The organism is Kitasatospora indigofera (genome assembly GCF_014655955.1).
GTDB classification, from domain to species: Bacteria; Actinomycetota; Actinomycetes; order Streptomycetales; family Streptomycetaceae; genus Kitasatospora; species Kitasatospora indigofera.
The window spans coordinates 1-18797 of sequence record NZ_BNBO01000001.1; the positions used below are offsets into that span (position 1 = coordinate 1).

Annotated in this window: 17 protein-coding genes; 3 read left to right on the plus strand and 14 right to left on the minus strand. The window is 73.4% G+C overall.

Features of this window, described 5'->3' with window-relative positions; genetic code table 11:
• Positions 1-399: 399 nt before the first annotated feature.
• On the minus strand, positions 400-1668 hold the full coding sequence (gene tyrS / locus IE329_RS00005) for a tyrosine--tRNA ligase (protein WP_190208976.1): 1269 nt from the start codon (positions 1666-1668) through the stop codon (positions 400-402).
• A 283-nt stretch (positions 1669-1951) separates the two neighbouring features.
• On the opposite strand from tyrS, the gene IE329_RS00010 reads away from it, so the two are divergent.
• Entirely contained in the window at positions 1952-2479 is a 528-nt protein-coding gene (locus IE329_RS00010) for an HNH endonuclease (RefSeq protein WP_190208977.1), read from the plus strand.
• Positions 2480-2730: 251 nt separating this feature from the next.
• On the opposite strand, the gene IE329_RS00015 is transcribed toward IE329_RS00010, so the two are convergent.
• From IE329_RS00015 to IE329_RS00045, 7 genes are all read right to left on the minus strand, one after another.
• Positions 2731-4845, minus strand: a complete 2115-nt coding sequence (locus IE329_RS00015; protein ID WP_190208643.1) for an outer membrane protein assembly factor BamB family protein — start codon at positions 4843-4845, stop codon at positions 2731-2733.
• A gap of 174 nt (positions 4846-5019) precedes the next feature.
• A complete protein-coding gene (locus tag IE329_RS00020; RefSeq protein ID WP_190208644.1) occupies positions 5020-5325 on the minus strand; it encodes a 4a-hydroxytetrahydrobiopterin dehydratase in 306 nt (101 codons plus the stop codon).
• A gap of 26 nt (positions 5326-5351) precedes the next feature.
• Positions 5352-5528: a DUF1272 domain-containing protein gene (locus IE329_RS00025; RefSeq protein WP_190208645.1), complete on the minus strand. Its 177-nt coding sequence runs from the start codon at positions 5526-5528 to the stop codon at positions 5352-5354.
• Positions 5529-5547: 19 nt separating this feature from the next.
• A complete protein-coding gene (locus IE329_RS00030) occupies positions 5548-6306 on the minus strand; it encodes a sulfite exporter TauE/SafE family protein (RefSeq protein WP_190208646.1) in 759 nt (252 codons plus the stop codon).
• 245 nt (positions 6307-6551) lie between these two features.
• A complete protein-coding gene (locus IE329_RS00035; protein WP_190208647.1) occupies positions 6552-7580 on the minus strand; it encodes an SPFH domain-containing protein in 1029 nt (342 codons plus the stop codon).
• Positions 7581-7590: 10 nt separating this feature from the next.
• Complete coding sequence (locus tag IE329_RS00040; RefSeq protein WP_073928754.1) at positions 7591-8013, minus strand: NfeD family protein; 423 nt, start codon at positions 8011-8013, stop codon at positions 7591-7593.
• 140 nt (positions 8014-8153) lie between these two features.
• Positions 8154-8945 carry an ABC transporter ATP-binding protein gene (locus IE329_RS00045; protein WP_190208648.1) on the minus strand — a complete coding sequence of 264 codons (792 nt, stop codon included), beginning with the start codon at positions 8943-8945 and terminating at the stop codon, positions 8154-8156.
• 211 nt (positions 8946-9156) lie between these two features.
• Between IE329_RS00045 and IE329_RS00050 the strand changes: the two genes are divergently transcribed.
• Positions 9157-9957 (plus strand): hypothetical protein, encoded by an 801-nt coding sequence (locus IE329_RS00050; protein WP_190208649.1) that lies wholly within the window; start codon positions 9157-9159, stop codon positions 9955-9957.
• A 66-nt stretch (positions 9958-10023) separates the two neighbouring features.
• On the opposite strand, the gene IE329_RS00055 is transcribed toward IE329_RS00050, so the two are convergent.
• The 3 genes from IE329_RS00055 to IE329_RS00065 form a co-directional block, all read right to left on the minus strand.
• Positions 10024-10677, minus strand: a complete 654-nt coding sequence (locus tag IE329_RS00055; RefSeq protein WP_190208650.1) for a response regulator — start codon at positions 10675-10677, stop codon at positions 10024-10026.
• Positions 10670-11818, minus strand: coding sequence for a GAF domain-containing sensor histidine kinase (locus IE329_RS00060; protein ID WP_190208978.1), 1149 nt, complete (start codon positions 11816-11818; stop codon positions 10670-10672). The genes IE329_RS00055 and IE329_RS00060 overlap by 8 nt, the downstream gene beginning before the upstream one ends.
• Positions 11819-12170: 352 nt before the next feature.
• Positions 12171-14756 carry an FHA domain-containing protein gene (locus tag IE329_RS00065; RefSeq protein ID WP_190208651.1) on the minus strand — a complete coding sequence of 862 codons (2586 nt, stop codon included), beginning with the start codon at positions 14754-14756 and terminating at the stop codon, positions 12171-12173.
• A 294-nt stretch (positions 14757-15050) separates the two neighbouring features.
• Here IE329_RS00065 and serB point away from each other — a divergent pair, with 294 nt between their 5' ends.
• A complete protein-coding gene (gene serB / locus IE329_RS00070; protein WP_190208652.1) occupies positions 15051-16313 on the plus strand; it encodes a phosphoserine phosphatase SerB in 1263 nt (420 codons plus the stop codon).
• Positions 16314-16417: 104 nt separating this feature from the next.
• Here serB and IE329_RS00075 read toward each other — a convergent pair whose 3' ends face one another.
• The 3 genes from IE329_RS00075 to IE329_RS00080 all read right to left on the minus strand — a co-directional run bounded on the left by IE329_RS00075 (position 16418) and on the right by IE329_RS00080 (position 18629).
• Positions 16418-16945 (minus strand): SixA phosphatase family protein, encoded by a 528-nt coding sequence (locus tag IE329_RS00075; protein ID WP_190208653.1) that lies wholly within the window; start codon positions 16943-16945, stop codon positions 16418-16420.
• An 89-nt stretch (positions 16946-17034) separates the two neighbouring features.
• Entirely contained in the window at positions 17035-17157 is a 123-nt protein-coding gene (locus IE329_RS41360) for an SGM_5486 family transporter-associated protein (RefSeq protein ID WP_268257243.1), read from the minus strand.
• A 146-nt stretch (positions 17158-17303) separates the two neighbouring features.
• Positions 17304-18629, minus strand: a complete 1326-nt coding sequence (locus IE329_RS00080; RefSeq protein WP_190208654.1) for a CynX/NimT family MFS transporter — start codon at positions 18627-18629, stop codon at positions 17304-17306.
• Positions 18630-18797 lie beyond the last annotated feature (168 nt).

Below are 18797 nucleotides of genomic sequence, written 5' to 3' on the forward strand. Positions count from 1 at the left end.
GGCGCTTCGTTCTTTCGTGTTTCCAGCTTATCAGATCCGTTCCGCTCCGTTTTCCCGGAGTTTCACTTTTCCAACCCTGGCCGGCCAGGTCCGCTTTTCTGCGGCGACCCCCACATTAGCGCAATTCCGGAGCTTTCCGAAATTCACCGTTTCTTCGCACGACCACACGCAGAAGCGCACCCGGTTGAACGGGGGTCGAGTGAAGAGAAGGTACGAGCTGAATGTGCTGGTCGCTCCGGCCGGTCCGGTCCAGCCGCTAGGCTTTCCCGCTCACCCGCCCGGTTCAGGCGACTCGTCCAACACTAGGCCACGCATCCGGCGGCGTCAAACACGTGGGGGCCGGATCTGTCCAGATCCGGCCCCCAGGGCTCAAAGACGCAGCTCAACCTACGGCTGTTTTCAGCCTTCTGACGTGAGCTCAACCGCCGCGAGGTTGCGCTTGCCACGACGCAGGACCAGCCAGCGGCCGTGCAGCAGGTCCGCCGCGGCCGGCGCCGCCTCCTCGTCCGTGACCTTGGTGTTGTTGAGGTAGGCGCCCCCCTCCTTCACCGTGCGCCGGGCCGCGGAACGGCTCGGCGCCAGGCCGACGGCGACCAGCAGGTCGACGATCGGGAGCAGCTCGGTGACCTCCGCCTTCGGGACCTCCGCGAGGGCCGCCGCCAGGGTCGGAGCCTCCAGGTCGGCCAGGTCGCCCTGGCCGAAGAGGGCCTTGGAGGCGGCCACGGCCCGCTCGTACTGGTCGGCACCGTGCACGAGCGAGGTCAGCTCCTCGGCCAGCGCGCGCTGGGCGAGTCGCGCGGCCGGGCGCTCGGCGGTCTCCCGCTCCAGCTCCTCGATCTCCTCCTTCGAGCGGAAGCTGAAGATCCGCAGGAAGGTGGAGACGTCGCGGTCGTCCGCGTTCAGCCAGAACTGGTAGAAGGCGTACGGCGTGGTGAGTTCGGGATCGAGCCAGACGGTGCCCGACTCGGTCTTGCCGAACTTGGTGCCGTCGGCCTTCACGATCAGGGGGGTGGCCAGCGCGTGCACCGACTTGCCCTCGGCCTTGCGGATCAGGTCCGTGCCGGCCGTGAGGTTGCCCCACTGGTCGCTGCCGCCGGTCTGCAGGGTGCAGCCGTGGCGGCGGTTGAGCTCCAGGTAGTCCATCCCCTGGAGGATCTGGTAGCTGAATTCGGTGTAGCTGATCCCCGCGTCGGAGTTGAGCCGGCGGGCGACGGCCTCCTTGGCGATCATGTTGTTGACCCGGAAGTACTTGCCCACGTCGCGCAGCAGGCTGATCGCCGACATGCCGGACGTCCAGTCCAGGTTGTTGACCATGCGGGCCGCGTACTCGCCCTCGAAGTCGAGGAAGCGCGAGATCTGGCCACGCAGCCGGTCCACCCAGGCGGCCACCGTCTCGGGGTCGTTGAGCACCCGCTCCGCGGTGGGCTTGGGGTCGCCGATCAGACCGGTGGCGCCGCCGACCAGGCCGAGCGGCAGGTTCCCGGCCTGCTGGATCCGGCGCATGGTGAGGATCTGCACCAGGTTGCCGAGGTGCAGGCTCGGGGCCGTCGGGTCGAAGCCGCAATAGAACGTGACCGGGCCGTCCGCGAACGCCTTGCGCAGTGCGTCCTCGTCGGTTGACAGGGCGATCAGCCCACGCCACCGCAGCTCGTCGACGATGTCCGTCACGGTCACGCTTCTCCTTCGATCGGGCGCCCGGCCCCGGTGGCGGGCCCTGTTCGATCGGGCCCGGGGACGGTACGGCTCCAGCGTTGTAGAGGGTACGCGCTCCCGACCGGCGAGTTTCCGTCCCGGAGCGGTCCGGACCCGGGGGGGCGCCCCGGCCGGCACCGGAAATTCCGTTGTTCGTCGGCCCCGGGCCCGTTCACAGTGGTCCCACCGCCGTACGACGGCGGTGACGTGTGAGGAGCCGGTCGTGCCACCTTGGCGCGCCCGCAGGGAGGTGGCCGAGGTGCGCAACACGCTGGTGCTCAATGCGAGCTACGAGCCGCTGACGACTGTGTCGTTGCAGCGGGCGGTGGTTCTGGTGCTGCAGGACAAGGCCGTCGTCGAGCAGGCCCATCCCCTGCGCACGGTGCGCGGTACGGGTGTGAGCGTCCCGGTGCCGCGGGTGATCAGGCTCCAACGGTACGTGCGGGTGCCGTTCCGACAACGGGCCCCGTGGTCGCGGAGGGGGGTGCTGGTCCGGGACCAGCACCTGTGCGCCTACTGCGGCCGCCGGGCGACCACCGTCGACCACCTGCAGCCGAAGTCGCGCGGTGGGGCCGACAGCTGGCTGAACACCGTGGCCGCCTGTGCGGAGGACAACCAGCGCAAGGCCGACCGGACGCCGGAGCAGGCGGGCATGCGGCTGCTCCGCAAGCCCTTCGAGCCGACGCCGCAGGCCACCCTGATGCTGGCGCTGGGGCTGCGCGGCACGGACGTCCGGGAGCTGGCCGCCTGGCTGCCGCCGACCGCCTCGATGACCGCGGCGGCCTGAGGACCGGCGGCCCGAACCCCGGCGGCCGGACGACCGGCCGCCGGAACCCTCCCGGGGACCGCCCGCGGCGGCCGCACCCCGCCGGTGCGGCCGCCGGCCGGGTGAGGAACGTCGGTGGGCCGGCCCGATCGGGGGACCGGCCGGCCCACCGGCCGGGCGGGGCGCGCCCCGGGAGCACGGGCGGGCGAGCAGGACCGGGCGGCGGGGTCAGCCCCCGGCCCGGGCGGAGTCATCCCCTGTCCTGCGCGGCGTCAGCCCTTGGCCTGGTAGGCGGCGGCCACGCCGAAGTTCGCCGAGTGCTCGGGGACGGCGATCACCTTGCCGCCGCCGAGCAGGACCCGCCCGGAGATCAGCAGCGAGCCGGTGCCCTGCGGGAAGTTGCCGCCGACGGTCTCGGTGCCGTCGGCGAGGGCGAACCGGCTGAGCCGGGCCGGCTGGCCGAGACGCTCGTCGGCGGCGAGCAGCAGCGCGCCGTTGTCCAGGCCCACTGCCCTGACCTTGCCCTTCTCGGCGGTCGGGGCCTTCCACAGCTGCTTGCCGGTGGTGAGGTCGTACGCGGCGACGGTGACGGGCCCGCCCGCGACGGGGGTCAGGGTGACGGCCATCGTCCGGTCCTGGAAGTACATGCCCGGAGTGGCCGAAAAGCTTCCGTGCACCACGTCGATCCGGGTGTCGTCCGCGACGACCGGGATCTCGGTGGCCGGGTCGCCGGCCGGCCCCCAGGCGAAGATCCGGTCGTCGGTGACGGCCGCACCCGTGGTCGCGACGACGGCGGGCTCGGCGGAGAGCACGCTGACCGTCCGCGGCTGGTTGTTGAGACCGCGCCACCAGCCGACCTTGCCGTCGGCGGTGTTCAGCGAGACGGCCTGGTCGACCGGGGTGGAGTCGGCGCAGCTGCTGTGCAGGACGACGGTCTTCGCACCGACACCGCCCGCGAGCGTGCAGAACTTGCCCTGGCCGGTGTACTGCCAGATGTCGGCGCCGTCGGCGGACTGCCAGGCGACCGCCTTGTCGTCCCCGATCGCGATCACCTTGTCCTCGGTGACGCCTATCCGGGCCGCGTACTTCTCCTTGGCGTCGGACAGGGTCTTCGTCCAGGCGGTCTTCCCGGTCCTGGTGTCGACGGCCACCACCAGGGTGCACGGGCTGTTCGGGTCGGCCTGCGGCCGGAACAGCGCGGCGCCGAGGCCCGCGGCGTTGACGGAGGGCGAGAGGCCGCAGGGAACGGCCCCGGCTGCGGGGGCCTCCACCGACCAGGTCGGCTTGCCGGCAGCCAGGTCGTAGGCGCGCACCCCGGTGCTCTCGGCCCGGACGACGGCCGCGTCGAGCAGCCAGCTGCCGATCAGGGTGTCGTCGGCGCCGGGCTGCGCGGCGGCGGGCTCGGCGGCGGGCTGGGCGGACCAGGCCTTGGTGTGGGCGACGGTGAAGCCCTTCTCGGCGGACCTGCCGGCGGCCGTCCGGTCGCCGTCGCTCTCGCCGCTGACCATCAGGCCGGCGGCGACCAGGACGGCGAGGGCGGCCGCGCCGGCGGCGGCCCGGATCACCAGCGTGCGGCGGCCGGGTGCGTGGTCGGCCGAGACCACGGCTCCGGCGGCGGCCCGGGCCTTGTCCACCAGCGACGGGCGGGGCCGGTCGCCGGCGGCCTCGGGACCGTCGGGGCGGGCGGTCGGGCGGCCCACCCGGAGCGGCCGGCCGGCATCGCCGTCGCCGTCCGTCGCCGGCTCGGGCGCGGGCGCGGCCGCCGGGGCGGCCTGCGGCGCGTCCGACGGGACGGCCTCCCCGGGGAAGGGGACGTAGCCGTCCTGCGAGTGCTCGGCGCCGGGCGGGGCGTACAGCTGCTGGTCCGACCCGCCCTGCTGGACCGTGTACGGGGTGTACTGCCCGTACGGGGACTGCTCCTCGTACCCGTAGCCGGGTTCGTACGCCGTCCCGGTGCCGTGCTGGGTCTGGCCGAACTGCTGCTCCGCGTACTGCTGCTGCGCACCGTACGGCGACTCGCCGTAGGACTGCCCGGCATGGGGCTGCCCGGCATAGGGCTGCCCGGTGTACGGCGACTGCCCGAAGGAGTCCGGCCCGAGCGGGGCCTGCGGGTAGGAGGAGCCGCCGTAGCCGTTCGCGTCGTACCCGCCGCCCTGGTACCCGCCGCTCCCGTACCCGCCGGCGAGGTGGCCGCCGTCGTGGCCGGTGACCGGCTGCTGGTAACCGCCCGGATAGGCCTCCGGGGCCCGCGGCGCGGGGACGGACTCCTGCCACTGCTGCCCGTACTCGCCGGACTGCCAGGGCTCTTGCGGCTCGGTGCCGAAGGGCGGCCGGCCGGAGGCGCCGGCGGAGTACCCCTGCCCGGCGGGAGGAGGGTCCTGAGCCATGTGTTCCGTCCCTCCCGGCGCTGTGCGATGCGGCAGTCAGCATCTCACGCCGGGCGGGGCGGCCTGCTCCGCCCGGTAGGGAGGTGTGGTGAACGGATTTTCCGACGTACCGACGTACCGACGTACCGACGGACCGACGGACCGACGGACCGACGGCTGGGCCCGGGCCCGGGCCTACGCCTCCGGCGCCTCGGCCCGCAGGGCGGTGTCGATCCGGGCCGCGAGCGTCAGGTCGAGGGCGGTGAGGCCGCCCGCGCTGTGGGTGGAGAGCGCGAAGTGCAGGGTCCGCCAGCGGATGTCGATGTCCGGGTGGTGGTCGAGCTCCTCCGCGGCCGCCGCGACCGCGACCACCACCCGGATCGCGGCCGGGAAGTCCTTGGCGTCGGCGGTCCGGACGATCGTGTCCCCCACCCGCGACCACTCCGGGATGCCGGTCAGGCCGGCGGTGATCTCGTCCTCCGTCAGTCGTGCTCTGCTCATCGGTCCGCTCCCTGGTGCCGTGGGGATCAGGTCGTCCGGCGCGGGCGGGCCACCAGTTCACCACCGCAGTTGGGACAGGTGCCGGCCGTCGCCGCAGTGCATTCCGGGCAGAAAGTGCACTCGTAGGAGCATAGGAAGGCGGCGCCGTCCGAGGTCAGCGACACCTCGCAGCGTTCGCAGATCTCGCGCATTTCCAGGGCCATCGGGTTCTCCTGCCGGTGATCAGCTGATGAGCAGTTTGGTGACGGCGGCCAGGCCGACCACCACGATGACCGCGCGCAGCACGGGTGCCGGGAGCCGGCGGCCGACCTTCGCACCGAGCTGGCCGCCGGCCACCGAACCGACCGCGATCAGCAGCACCGCCGTCCAGTCGACGGTCGAGGCGAAGAGGAAGAACACCGCCGCGACGGTGTTCACGATCAGTGCCAGGCCGTTCTTGACGCCGTTGATCCGCTGCAGGTCGTCCTGCAGCAGCATGCCCATCATGGCGAGCAGCAGGACGCCCTGGGCGGCGCCGAAGTAGCCGCCGTAGATGCCGGCCAGGAAGACGCCCGCGAACAGCAGCGGGCCGCCGTCCGGGTCGCCGCCGTCCGGGCGGCGGGCGGCGACCGCGCGGGCCACCCGGGGCTGGATCACCACCAGGACGAGGGCGATCAGGATCAGCACCGGGACGATCGCGTCGAAGGCCCGGCCGGGCAGTTCCACCAGCAGGAAGGCGCCGAGCAGGCCGCCGAACAGCGAGGCGGTGCCGAGTCGGCGCAGCCGCCGGCCCTGGCCGGCCAGCTCGCGCCGGTAGCCGACGACGCCGCTGAGGCTGCCGGGGACCAGGCCGAGCGTGTTGGACACGTTGGCGGTGACCGGCGGCAGTCCGACGGCGAGCAGGACGGGGAAGGTGATCAGGGTGCCGGAGCCCACGATCGCGTTGATGGTGCCCGCGCCGACGCCCGCGACCAGGACGGCCACGGCCTCCCACACTGTCATCCGTCACTCCTCGGTCCGGGGCTGTCAGGGCATGATCATGCCGGAGCCGGGGCGGACTGCCCAGTAGGTTTCCGGACCGTGGACAGGCGGGCGCACGGGACCGGCTGCCGGACGCGCGAGGGCCCGCCCCCACGGATGCGGGGGCGGGCCCTGGACGGTGCGTCAGGTGCCGGGCGGGCGGCGCGGACCGCTGTTCACCGGTGCCGGCCGGTCAGCGGTACCGGGTGCTCAGCGGTGCCCGGTGCTCACTCGGGGTCGATCTTCGGGTACTCGCGGGTGCGGTCGATCCGGGGGCGGGCGGCACCCTTGTCGGTGTCGACCGGACGCGGGCCGGCGGCCGGGTCCAGCGGGACCTGGGCGGCCTGCGGGGCGGCGGCGGCCGGGGCCCCCGAGCCGTTGGCGCCGGTCAGGCCGCTGAAGGCGCCGCCGAGGCCCTTGAGCGCGTCGCCGACCTCGCTCGGGATGATCCAGAGCTTGTTGGCGTCGCCCTTGGCCAGCTCGGGCAGGGTCTGCAGGTACTGGTAGGCCAGCAGCTTCTGGTCCGGGTTGCCGTCGTGGATGGCCTCGAAGACCGTCCGGATCGCGGCGGCCTCACCGTCGGCGCGCAGCACCGCGGCCTGCGCCTCACCCTCGGCCTTGAGGACGTCGGCCTGCTTCTCGCCCTCGGCCCGCAGGATCGCGGCCTGCCGGGCGCCCTCGGCGGTGAGGATGGAGGCGCGCTTGTCACGGTCGGCGCGCATCTGCTTCTCCATCGAGTCCTGGATGGAGGTCGGCGGGTCGATCGCCTTGAGCTCGACGCGGTTGACGCGGATGCCCCACTTGCCGGTGGCCTCGTCCAGGACGCCGCGCAGGCCGGCGTTGATGACCTCGCGGGAGGTCAGGGTGGATTCGAGGTCCATCGAGCCGATGATGTTGCGCAGCGTGGTGATGACCAGCTGCTCGATCGCCTGGATGTAGCTGGCGACCTCGTAGGTGGCGGCCCGGGCGTCGGTGACCTGGTAGTAGATCACCGTGTCGATGTTGACCACCAGGTTGTCCTGGGTGATCACCGGCTGCGGCGGGAAGGGCACGACCTGCTCGCGCAGGTCGATCCGGTTGCGCACCCGGTCGATGAACGGGACCACGATGTTCAGGCCCGCGTTGAGCGTCCGGGTGTAGCGGCCGAAGCGCTCCACGATCGCGGCGCTGGCCTGCGGGATCACCTGGATCGTCTTGATCAGCGCGATGAAGGCCACCACGACGAGGACGACCAGGACGATAAGGACGGGTTCCACGGACTCTCCCCTAGACGACCAGGGCGGTCGCGCCCTGGATTTCGACGACGTCGACCTGCTGCCCCGGCTGGTACACACTGCCGGGGTTGAGCGCGCGGGCCGACCAGACCTCGCCGTTCAGCTTGATCCGCCCGCCCTCCCCGTCGACGGTTTCCGCGACGACCGCGGTGGCGCCCTGGAGCGCCTCGATGCCCATCTTGACCTGCGGGCCGTTCTTCAGTTGCCGGTAGGCGATCGGCCGTACCACGACCAGCAGCGCGGTCGAGACCGCGACGAAGGTGAGGACCTGCCAGACCACGCCGGCTCCCAGCCCGGCGACACCGGCGGCCGCACCGGCACCCACCGCGAACATGGCGAACTCCGGCATCGCCGTGATCACCAGGGGTATGCCGAGGCCGACGGCGGCGAGGAGCCACCAGATCCAGCTGTCCACGTGTCCATCCTAGGGAGCGAAGGGCTTCGAGGCGGAAGGTTCCCGCAGGTGGACGGGCGGAAACCGGCCGCGGGCGCGACCGGTTCCAGTTCAGTGAGTTCAGTACCGCCCGGAGTGCTCCCGGCGGGCCGGTCCCGGGCTCAGCCGAGCGGCAGGCCCTGGGCGGACCAGCGGTCGCCGTGCCGCTCCAGGGTCAGCGGCAGGCCGAAGCAGAGCGAGAGGTTGCGGGCGGTCAGCTCGCTGTCGATCGGGCCGGCCGTGAGCACCTTGCCCTGGCGGATCATCAGGACGTGGGTGAAGCCGGGGGCGATCTCCTCGACGTGGTGGGTGACCATCACCATCGCCGGGGCGAACTCGTCCTGGGCCAGCGCGCCGAGGCGGCGGACCAGGTCCTCGCGGCCGCCGAGGTCCAGGCCGGCGGCCGGCTCGTCCAGCAGCAGCAGCTCGGGGTCGGTCATCAGGGCCCGGGCGATCAGCGTGCGCTTGCGCTCGCCCTCGGAGAGGGTGCCGAACTTGCGGTGGGTGAAGGCGGCCATGCCGAGGCGGTCGAGCAGGGCCAGCGCCCGCGACTCGTCGGTCTCCTCGTACTTCTCGTGCCAGGTGGCGGTCATGCCGTAGGCGGCGGTGAGCACCGACTGCAGGACGGTCTGCTCGGCGGGCAGCCGGTCGATCATGGAGGCGCCGGCCAGCCCGATCCGGGCGCGCAGGTCGAAGACGTCGACCTCGCCGAGCTTCTCGCCGAGCACGGTGACCTTGCCGCTGCTCGGGAACAGGTAGGTCGAGGCGATCTGCAGCAGGGTGGTCTTCCCGGCGCCGTTGGGGCCCAGGATGACCCAGCGCTCGCCCTCGGAGATCGACCAGGAGACCTGGTCGACCAGCTCGCGGCCCTCCCGGACCACGGTAACGTCCACCAGCTCCAGCACGTCGCTCATGCCTACGCCTTCCCCAATGCAGAATTCGGCCGACCGAGGCTGCCCAAGGAAGTCTTGGCCGTGGGTCCTCGGGGTGCGGTCCACTCGTCTCGACAGCGGTGCGGGCGGGCAGCCTACTCCAGCACCGGTCAGGTACGGAGGAGGTGCCGTGCTCGCAGCACAGGGCAAACCTACGCCACCCGGGTGTCGCAACTTTCCGTAGGCTGGCCGGATGCTCGTGACACCTGCCGACAATCCGTACGAAGAGCCCCGATCGGGGCGGCTGACCGCCTGGGGCAACGCCCTGCTGGGCGGATTCGCGCCGCCGGACAACGCGGCCGCCGCCGTGCTGGGCGAGGACGAGAGCCACCGGGTCACCGGTCTGCCCGGCGACGCCGAGGGCGACCAGCACGGGCTCACCTGGGCGCTCGGGCGGCTGCGGGTGCTGGGGGTGAGCGGGCTGCGGCTCGCGCTGCCCGCGGCCGGGCACCCGCTGGGGCTGACCGGCCCGGCCGAGTTCAACGCGCGGGCGCTCGGCGCCGGCGAGGCGGTGCTGGCGGTGGGGGCGCCGCTGGGGCTCGTCCCGGAGATCGAGGTGTACGGGCCGGCCGGGGACCAGGCGGTGACGGTGCTCTGGCGCTGCTCGGAGGTGCGCGAGGCGCCGCCGGCCGACGTGCCCTCGCTGCACGAGGCCGAGCGCGAGCTCGCGGACGGCCTGCGGGAGACCACCGCGCTGCTGGCCCGGCTGGACGTGGCCGGCGCCGGGCCGGAGGCGATGCGGGCGCTGGAGGCGTACCGGCGGCGCGGGCACTCCGAGCTGCTGGCCCCCGGCTACCCGCCGCGCGCCGTCCGGGTGCTGGAGTCGGCCCGGCAGGTGACGGCGCTGCTGTCGATCGCCTCGGGCGGGCACGGCGCCGCGGTCAGCGCCTCCGAGATGGCGGCCCGCCGGTCCGCGCTCGCCCCGCTGCAGCGCACGGCCCGCCGGGCGCAGGTCGCCGCGTACAACGCGCTGGTGGACGAGCGCCGGGACTGACCGGGCCGGGCCCCGGGCCGGCTGCGTCCCCGGGCGGGCGGGGCCGGCCCGGGGACGCAGCCGTCGTCAGCCGTCGTTGGCGGCCCCGTTGCGGACGGCCCAGAGCGCGGCCTGGGTGCGGTCCGCGACGTCCAGCTTCATCAGGATGTTGGAGACGTGCGTCTTGACCGTCTTCTCGGACAGGTGCAGCCCGCGGGCGATCTCGCGGTTGGAGCGGCCGTCCGCGATGTGGCCGAGCACCTCGCGCTCCCGCTCCGTCAGGGTGCCGCCGCGGCCCTGCGGCGCGCGCGGGGTGTCCTCGGCCAGCAGCGCCTCGGCGAGCTCGGGCTGCAGCAGCACGTGCCCGGAGTGGACCGAGCGGATGGCCCCGGCCAGGGCCTCCGGGTCGACGTCCTTGTACACGTAGCCGGCCGCGCCCGCGCGCAGGGCGGGCACCATCGTGCGGTGCTCGGTGAAGCTGGTGACGATCAGGATCCGGGCCCGGCTGCCGCCCTCCTTGAGCATCCGCAGCGCCTCGATGCCGTCCACGCCCGGCATCTTCAGGTCCATCAGGACGACGTCGGGGGCCAGCTCCTGAGCCTTCGCCACGCCTTCGGCGCCGTCGGCGGCCTCGCCCACCACCTCGATGTCGTCCTGGACCTCCAGGAAGGTCCGCAGGCCGCGGCGGACCACCTGGTGGTCGTCCACCAGGAGGACGCGGATCAACGGGTTCTCAGGCACCGGGGACCTCCAGTTCGACGGCCGTCCCCTTGCCGGGGGCCGAGTCCAGGGTGAGCCGGCCGCCGACGGCGGCGGCGCGGTCGCGCATCGAGACCAGGCCGAGGTGGCGGCCGGCCCGGCGGACGGACTCCGGGTCGAAGCCGCGGCCGTCGTCGGTGACCCGCAGCAGGGCGCCGCGGGCTGCGGTGCCGGTGAGGGTGACCTCGACCCGCTCGGCGCCCGAGTGCCGCAGCGCGTTGTGCAGGGCCTCCTGGGCGACCCGCAGCACGGCCGCCTCCTGGGCCGCGGGCAGGGCCCGGACCCGGTCGGCCTCGAAGGAGACCGCGGCCGTGTGGGCCCGGTCCAGCACCTGCACCTGGGAGGCGAGGGTGGGGACCAGGCCGTCCTCCTCCAGCGCGGCGGGGCGCAGCTCGACGACCACGGCCCGCAGTTCGTCGGCGGCCTCGGCGGCGAGCCGGGCGACCTCGGCGAGTTCGGCGCGGGCGCGGTCCGGGTCGCGCCCGACCAGGGTGGCGGCGGCCTTGGCGGTCAGCCGCAGCGAGAACAGCTTCTGCGAGACGGCGTCGTGCAGGTCGTGGGCGATCCGGGCGCGCTCGCCGGCCAGGGTCAGTTCGCGGCTGCGCTCGTAGAGCCGGGCGTTGCTGAGGGCGATCGCGGCGTGCGCGGCCAGGATCCGCAGCAGTTCCTCGTCGTGGTCGGTGAAGCCGCCGCCGGCGCGCTTGTTGGCCAGGAAGATGACGCCCATCACCTCCTGGGCGCCGTCGCCGGGCTCCCCGCCGCCGGGATCCCCGCTCGTCGCGTCCCGGGTGCCGGCGGAGGCGTCCGCGTCGAGGATCGGCATGCCGAGGAAGGCCTTCATGTCCGGGTGCGCGGCCGGCCAGCCGCCGAAGGACGGCTCCTCCCGGACGTCGTCCAGCCGGGTGGGCCCGGACTCGTGCAGCATCAGGGCGAGCACGCCGTGCTGGCGGGGCAGCGGGCCGATGGCGCGCCACTGCTCCTCGGTGATGCCGTCCACCACGAACTGGGCGAAGCCGCCGTGGTCGTCGGGCACGCCGAGGGCCGCGTACTCGGCGCCGAGCAGGTCGCGGGCGGAGGCGGTGATCCGGCGCAGCACCTCGCGCACCTCCAGGTGCCGGCTCATCGCCAGCACGGCGGCGCTGACCGCCTCGATGCCGCCGAGGCAGGGGTCGCAGCGGGGCGGCCCGTCCGCCGGGGCCCGGGTGTCCTCCCCGGAGCAGGTCTCCTCGGCGAGGGGGCCGGCGGGAGGCGGCGCGGCTTCGCTGGGCTCGGTCGGCATACCGCCAACCTACCGCCGGGCCGCGGGGTGCCGCGTCGGTCCGGGGGCGCCCCGGTCCCGGGTCCGTGGTCCTAGGTCCGGTGCGGCCGGGCCGGGCCGACCCGGTCCGGTCCGCGTCCGTGGTCCGGGCCGGGAACGCCGACGGGCGGCCCTCCCGGGGTGGGAGGGCCGCCCGTACGAACGGGAGCGCGGTGTCTCAGCCCTGGCGCATGACCTCGGGCTCGTGGCGCTTCTGCAGGCGGGTCACGATGTAGCCGAGGATCGCCGAGATGACGATCAGCACCACCCAGTCGGCCACCAGCTGGCCCACGTTGTGGCCCCAGATCGAGTCCCACTCGGGGTTCTGCGGGTTGCCGTTCCAGGGCCCGATCAGGTGCGAGAGGTCGAGCGTGGTGGCCACCGCGCCGACGCCCCAGCGGGCGGGCATCAGCCAGGCGAACTGCTCCAGGCCCGGCTTGCCGAACAGCTGGAAGAGGCAGCCGGTGAAGACGACCTGGATGATCGCGAACATCACCAGCAGCGGCATGGTCTTCTCGGCGGTCTTCACCAGGGCGGAGATGATCAGGCCGAACATCATCGAGGCGAAGCTGAGCAGGATCAGGCCGACGGCCATCTCGACGGCCGGCAGGCCGGTCAGGATCAGCCCCTCCTCCGGCAGCTTGCGCGGGGTGAAGCCGACGGCGGCGATGATCGCGCCCTGCACCACGCTGAAGAAGCCCAGCACGATGATCTTCGACATCATGTACGCCGACCGGGAGAGCCCGGTGGCCCGCTCCCGTTCGTAGATCGCCCGTTCCTTGATCAGCTCCCGGACCGAGTTGGCCGCCCCGGAGAAGCAGGCCCCGATCGCCATGATCAGCAGGATCGTGGCGGCCCCGCTGTTGAAACCGAGCTTGCCGTTGGGCAGCTGCTTGTACGTCAGCCCGGCGGTGTCGGGGATCATGATGCTGACCCCGCCCAGGATGGCCGGGAGCAGGATCGACAGCGCCATGAAGCCCTTGTCGGAGGCGATCACCGACAGGTAGCGCCGGATCAGCGTCCACAGCTGGGAGCCCCAGCTCTGCGGCTTCGGCGGGCGGATCGCCTGCTGGACGATCTGCGCGGACTGCGGGGCCACCGAGTCGGCGTCGGCCGAGTACTGCTGGTAGTGCACCGACCCCCGGTAGCGGCCGGCCCAGTCGTGGTCCGGGTAGTTCTCGAAGGCCTGGAAGACGTCGGCCCAGGTCTCGTACCCGAAGAAGTGCAGGGCCTCGTCCGGCGGGCCGAAGTAGGCCACCGAACCGCCCGGCGCCATCACCAGCAGCCGGTCGCAAAGGGCGAGTTCGGCCACCGAGTGGGTGACCACCAGGATGGTCCGGCCGTCGTCGGCGAGGCCGCGCAGCATCTGCATGACCTCGCGGTCCATGCCCGGGTCCAGGCCCGAGGTGGGCTCGTCCAGGAAGATCAGCGAGGGCTTGGTCAGCAGCTCCAGGGCGACCGAGACGCGCTTCTGCTGGCCGCCGGAGAGGGCGGTGATGCGGTTCTCGGCGCGCTTGTCCAGTCGCAGCTCGTACAGCACCTCGTCGATCCGGCGCTCGCGCTCGGCGGCCTCGGTGTCGCCGGGGAAGCGCAGCCGGGCCGCGTACTTCAGGGCGGTGCGGACGGTGAGTTCCTTGTGCAGGATCTCCGACTGCGGGACGAGGCCGATCCGCGAGCGCAGCTCGGCGAACTGCTTGTAGAGGTTGCGGCCGTCGTAGAGGACGTCACCGCGGTCGGCCGGCCGGTAGCCGGTGAGGGCGCGCAGCAGGGTCGACTTGCCGGAGCCGGACGGGCCGATGACGGCGACCAGGGACTTCTCCGGGACGCCGAAGCTGACGTCGTTCAGCAGGATCTTCTTGGCGCCCTTGTGCTCGACCTCGACGGTCAGGTGGCGGGCCGAGAAGGAGACCGCGCCGGTGTCGACGAACTCCTGCAGCTGGTCGCCGACCAGCACGAAGCTGGAGTGGCCGACGGTCAGGCGGTCCTGCGGGCCCATCAGCTGGCGCTGGACCGGCTGGCCGTTGAGGAAGATCCCGTTGTGGCTGCCGAGGTCGACGATCTCGTACCGGCCGTCGGGCAGCTGGCGCAGCTCGGCGTGGTGGCGGGAGACCTGGAGGTCGGACACGACGATGTCGTTGGCCAGGGCGCGGCCGATCCGGACGGTGCGCATCCCGGAGGTCAGGTTGCGGATCATCGTCGGCTGCGGGCCGTGGCCCTGCGGACCGGCGAGGTTCGGCGGGAACCCCTGCGGGGGGCCGGCCTGCGGCGGGACGCCCTGCTGGTGCGGGAAGCCGGGCTGCTGCTGCGGGGCGTTCCACTGCTGGTGCACGGGGGGCTGCTGCATCGGCGGCTGCTGGACGGGCGGCTGCTGCTGCACGGGGGGCTGCTGGGCCCACGGCTGGGCGGCCGGCGCCGCGCTGCTGCGGCTGGTGGCGGCCTCGTGCCAGGCCTGCGCGGGGGCGGCGGCCCGGTCCGGCGCGGAGAAGCTCAGCCGGGGGCCGTTCTCGCCGTTGCCGAGGTTGACCACCGCGCCGGGGTACAGCTGCGCCTGGAGGGTGCGGGCGCCGCCGACGTAGGTGCCGTTGGTGCTGCCGTGGTCCTCCAGCAGCCAGCCGGCGCCGTTGAAGGAGATGGTGGCGTGCTGCCAGGAGATCCTGGCGTCGTCGAACGGGAAGTCCGACTGCGGGTTGCGCCCGATGGTGTAGGCCCGCCCCGGTTCCAGAGTCCGCTGCTGCCCGTTGATGTCAATGACGAGTTGCGGCACTACGCGCCTGCCCCGCTCTCTCGGTCCCCCGGTTTGGCCCCCTGCGGGGGTCGACGATCCTGAACTGACGGGGGGAATCATTCCAGCCCGGCTCCCGATGACGAAAGTCACCCCGGGTGACTGTGACCAGCTGGCAACGATTCGCGGACGGCGCCGGGCCGAAGCCCGCCCCGCGGCGCTCACGGGCCCCTTCGGCACCGGTACGAAGGGCCCGGCGGGGGCGCCGGACGGCGGTGTCCACGGGCCGGACCGGTGCCGTGCGCAGGTCCGGCGACGGGTAGCGTGGGAACCACCATGAACGCATCGCTCCCGGCCGCCGAGCCCGTCCCCAGCCCGCAGCCCCGGACCGATGACGAGCGGACCCTGCTCGTCAAGGTGTTCGGCAAGGACCGCCCCGGCATCACCGCCGGCCTGTTCGCCACACTGGCCGACTTCGCCGTCGACGTGATCGACATCGAGCAGATGGTGACCCGGGGCCGGATAACTCTCTGTGCACTGATCACTCCCCCGGCGGGCGGCTCGCCCGGCGTCGAGGGGGCGCTCCGGGCCACCGTGCACCGCTGGGCCGAGGAGCTGAAGCTCCAGGCCGAGATCATCTCCGGCACCGGCGACAACCGGCCGCGCCGCGAGGGCCGCTCGCACGTCACCGTGCTCGGCCACCCGCTGACCGCCGCCGCGGTGGCCGCGCTCACCACCCGGATCACCTCGGCCGGCGGCAACATCGACCGGGTGTTCCGCCTGGCCAAGTACCCCGTGACGGCGGTCGAGCTGGCCGTCTCCGGGGTGCCGACCGATGAGCTGCGCGCCGAGCTGGCCGTCGAGGCGGCCACCCAGCGGGTGGACATCGCGGTCGTCCAGGCGGGGCTGCAGCGCCGGGCCAAGCGGCTGGTCGTGATGGACGTCGACTCCACCCTGATCCAGGACGAGGTGATCGAGCTCTTCGCCGCCCACGCGGGCTGCGAGGCGAAGGTCGCCGAGGTGACGGCGGCCGCGATGGCCGGCGAGCTGGACTTCGCGGAGTCGCTGCGCGCCCGGGTGGCGCTGCTGGCCGGGCTGGACGCGAGCGTGACGGAGAAGGTCCGGGCCGAGGTCCGGCTGACACCGGGCGCCCGGACCCTGATCCGCACCCTGCAGCGGCTCGGGTTCCAGGTGGCGATCGTCTCCGGCGGCTTCACCCAGGTCACCGACCACCTGGTGGAGCAGCTCGGGCTGGACTTCGCGGCCGCCAACACCCTGGAGGTGGTGGACGGGAAGTTCACCGGCCGGGTGACGGGCGAGATCGTGGACCGGGCGGGCAAGGCCCGCTGGCTGGCCCGGTTCGCCGAGCAGGCGAAGGTGCCGCTGGAGCAGACGGTGGCGATCGGCGACGGCGCCAACGACCTGGACATGCTCAACGCGGCCGGTCTCGGGGTGGCGTTCAACGCCAAACCGGTGGTGCGTCAGGCCGCCGACACCGCGGTGAACGTGCCCTTCCTGGACACCGTGCTCTACCTGCTGGGCATCACCCGCGAGGAGGTCGAGGCGGCCGACGCCCTGGACGGCACCCCGACGGAGTGACCCGGCCCGGGTGACCCGGACGGCGCGGCCCAACGGCGCGCACGGACCGACGCAGCAGAAAAGGGGCGCGAGGAGTGATCCTCGCGCCCCTTCCGGCCGTCCGCTCAGTCCTGCGGCGTGTGGTACGAGACCAGCTCGGCCACTCCGGGCTCGACGCCCTTCCAGGAGCCGCTGAAGGCCAGCACCGCGATGGCCGCCGTCGGGAAGCCGCCGAGCCGCAGCCGCTCCAGCGCCTCGCGGTCGCCCGCGTCGCCCGCCAGCACCTGGGTCAGGCCCAGCACGCCCGGGTTGTGACCGACCAGCACCACGTCGACGAACTCGTCCGGGGTCTCCTGCAGCACCGTGATGATCTCGCCGGGGCTGGCCTCGTACACCCGGTCCTCGTACACCGTCTTCTGCGGGCGCCTGGGCAGCTCGTGGACGGCGAGCTTCCAGGTCTCGCGGGTGCGCAGGGCCGTCGAGCAGAGCACATAGTCGGGATTGATGCCGGAGTCGGCCAGCCACCGGCCGGCGTCCGGTGCCTGGTGGCGGCCACGGTCGGCCAGCGGCCGCTCGTGATCGTCCACCTGGTTCGGCCAGTCGGCCTTGGCGTGGCGGAGAACGATGATCCTGCGGGACGTTTCGGCGCTCATACCCAGCAAGCTTGGCAGAAAACCGGCCGTCGGGCGCGGTGCTCCGGGCAGCGCCACCCTCAGGAGTGGGACGGGACCGACCGGGTCGCTCAGCCGAGGTTCTTCGCGACGATCGCGACCACGGCCAGCAGGACGACGATGCCGGCGATCAGGGCGGCGATCTGGGCCAGCTTCTTGTGGCCGTCGGTGGGATTCGGTTCGAGTACGGGCATGCACCGAGTCTCGCATCCCCGCCCGGACGGCCCGGTCCCGGCCCCCGCCGGCCCCCCACGGGCCCAGCAGGCCCGCGGGAACGGCGGGGCGGCGGGGGACGACGGCGGGGCCGGGGGCGCCGCGGCCCAGGAAGCGGCGCCGCTGCTCAGGAGGCTGCCGGCGCCACCGGGCGGACGGCCTCGTCCTCGATGAACCGCGGCAGCCCGGCCCGCAGGCCGAAGGCCATCTGCGGCAGCAGCAGGAGGGCCAGGAAGCCCAGCGGCAGGTACCACTGGCCGGTGGCCTGGTAGAGGCTGCCGATCAGGATCGGGCCGGGGATGGAGATCAGGTAGCCGAGGCCCTGGGCGAAGGCGGACAGCTGGGCCACCCCGCCCGAGGTCCGGGCGCGCAGGCCGATCATCGTGAGCACCAGCGGGAAGGCGCAGTTCGACAGGCCCATCAGCGCGGCCCAGACCCAGGGCGCGCCGGCCGGCGCCAGCGCCAGCCCGGTGTAGCCGGCGATCCCGCAGGCGGCCAGCACCACCACGAAGATCCGCTGGTCCCCCCGGCGGGCGGCCCAGTTCGGCAGCACGAAGGAGACCGGCACCCCGACCACCATGGTCAGCGCCAGCAGCACCCCGGAGGTGGAGGAGGAGATGTCGGCGTCCTGGAAGATCTGCGGCATCCAGCCCATCGTCACGTACGCGCCGGTGGCCTGGAGGCCGAAGAAGCAGGCCAGCGCCCAGGCCGTCCGGCTGCGCAGGATCGGCAGCCGCTCGGCGGCCCGGGACGCCGAGCCGCCGGACCGCTCCCGGTGCAGCAGCAGGGTGGCCAGCCAGAGCACCAGGGCGACCGCGCCCACCCCGGCCCAGACGCCCAGGCCCACCCGCCAGTCGCCGCCGAGCGCGGAGGTCAGCGGCACGGTGACGGCCGCCGCCAGCGCGGTGCCGGCCGACAGGGCCATCGAGTAGAGGCCGATCATCGGCCCGACCCGCTCCGGGAAGTACCGCTTGATGACGACCGGGATCAGCACGTTGGCGACCGCCACCCCGGCCAGCGCGACCGCGGTCAGCAGCAGGAAGACCGCGGTGCCGCCGGCGAAGGAGCGGGCCAGCACGCCGAGGGTGATCGCGCCCATCCCGGCCGTGACCACCGCGACCGGGCCGATCCGGCGGGCCAGCGCGGGCGCCGCCAGGCCGAAGAGCGCGAAGCAGAGCGAGGGGACGGCGGTGAGCAGGCCCGCGACGGTGGCGCTCATGCCGAGGTCGGCGCGGACCTGGTCGAGCAGCGGGCCGAGGCTGGTGACCACCGGCCGGAGGTTGAAGGCCGCCGCGGCGATGGCCACGGCGAACAGCACCCCGAGGTACTTGGTGCGGGCGGGGGCGGGGGCGGGCCGCCCCTCGCGGGCACCGGACCCGGCGCGGCCGGCCGTCGGAGGGCCGGTCCGGGGGAGCGGCCGAGCGTCTGCGGGGGAGTCTGCTGCGGTGGACATGAACGACATCATAGAATGATGGGATGAATTAACGCACGCCGGTGTCCCCGCACCGGCCGCCCCGGCCACCGCAGCACCGGAACCACCGCCCGCAACCACCACCGACGGCCACCACCGACGGCCACCCGGCCGCAGCACGGCGCCGGCCCCGGCCGACCCGCCCACCCG

Bases quoted from the DNA above. Each gene is read 5' to 3' on its own strand.
- IE329_RS00025 (WP_190208645.1), bottom strand. From the start codon at position 5,528: ATGGCCCTGGAAATGCGCGAGATCTGCGAACGCTGCGAGGTGTCGCTG.
- IE329_RS00060 (WP_190208978.1), bottom strand. From the start codon at position 11,818: ATGAGCCGGCACCTGGAGGTGCGCGAGGTGCTGCGCCGGATCACCGCC.
- IE329_RS00075 (WP_190208653.1), bottom strand. From the start codon at position 16,945: ATGAGCGCCGAAACGTCCCGCAGGATCATCGTTCTCCGCCACGCCAAG.
- IE329_RS41360 (WP_268257243.1), bottom strand. From the start codon at position 17,157: ATGCCCGTACTCGAACCGAATCCCACCGACGGCCACAAGAAGCTGGCC.
- IE329_RS00080 (WP_190208654.1), bottom strand. From the start codon at position 18,629: ATGTCCACCGCAGCAGACTCCCCCGCAGACGCTCGGCCGCTCCCCCGG.
- IE329_RS00020 (WP_190208644.1), bottom strand. From the start codon at position 5,325: ATGAGCAGAGCACGACTGACGGAGGACGAGATCACCGCCGGCCTGACC.
- IE329_RS00045 (WP_190208648.1), bottom strand. From the start codon at position 8,945: ATGAGCGACGTGCTGGAGCTGGTGGACGTTACCGTGGTCCGGGAGGGC.
- serB (WP_190208652.1), top strand. From the start codon at position 15,051: ATGAACGCATCGCTCCCGGCCGCCGAGCCCGTCCCCAGCCCGCAGCCC.
- IE329_RS00015 (WP_190208643.1), bottom strand. From the start codon at position 4,845: ATGGCTCAGGACCCTCCTCCCGCCGGGCAGGGGTACTCCGCCGGCGCC.
- IE329_RS00030 (WP_190208646.1), bottom strand. From the start codon at position 6,306: ATGACAGTGTGGGAGGCCGTGGCCGTCCTGGTCGCGGGCGTCGGCGCG.
- IE329_RS00050 (WP_190208649.1), top strand. From the start codon at position 9,157: ATGCTCGTGACACCTGCCGACAATCCGTACGAAGAGCCCCGATCGGGG.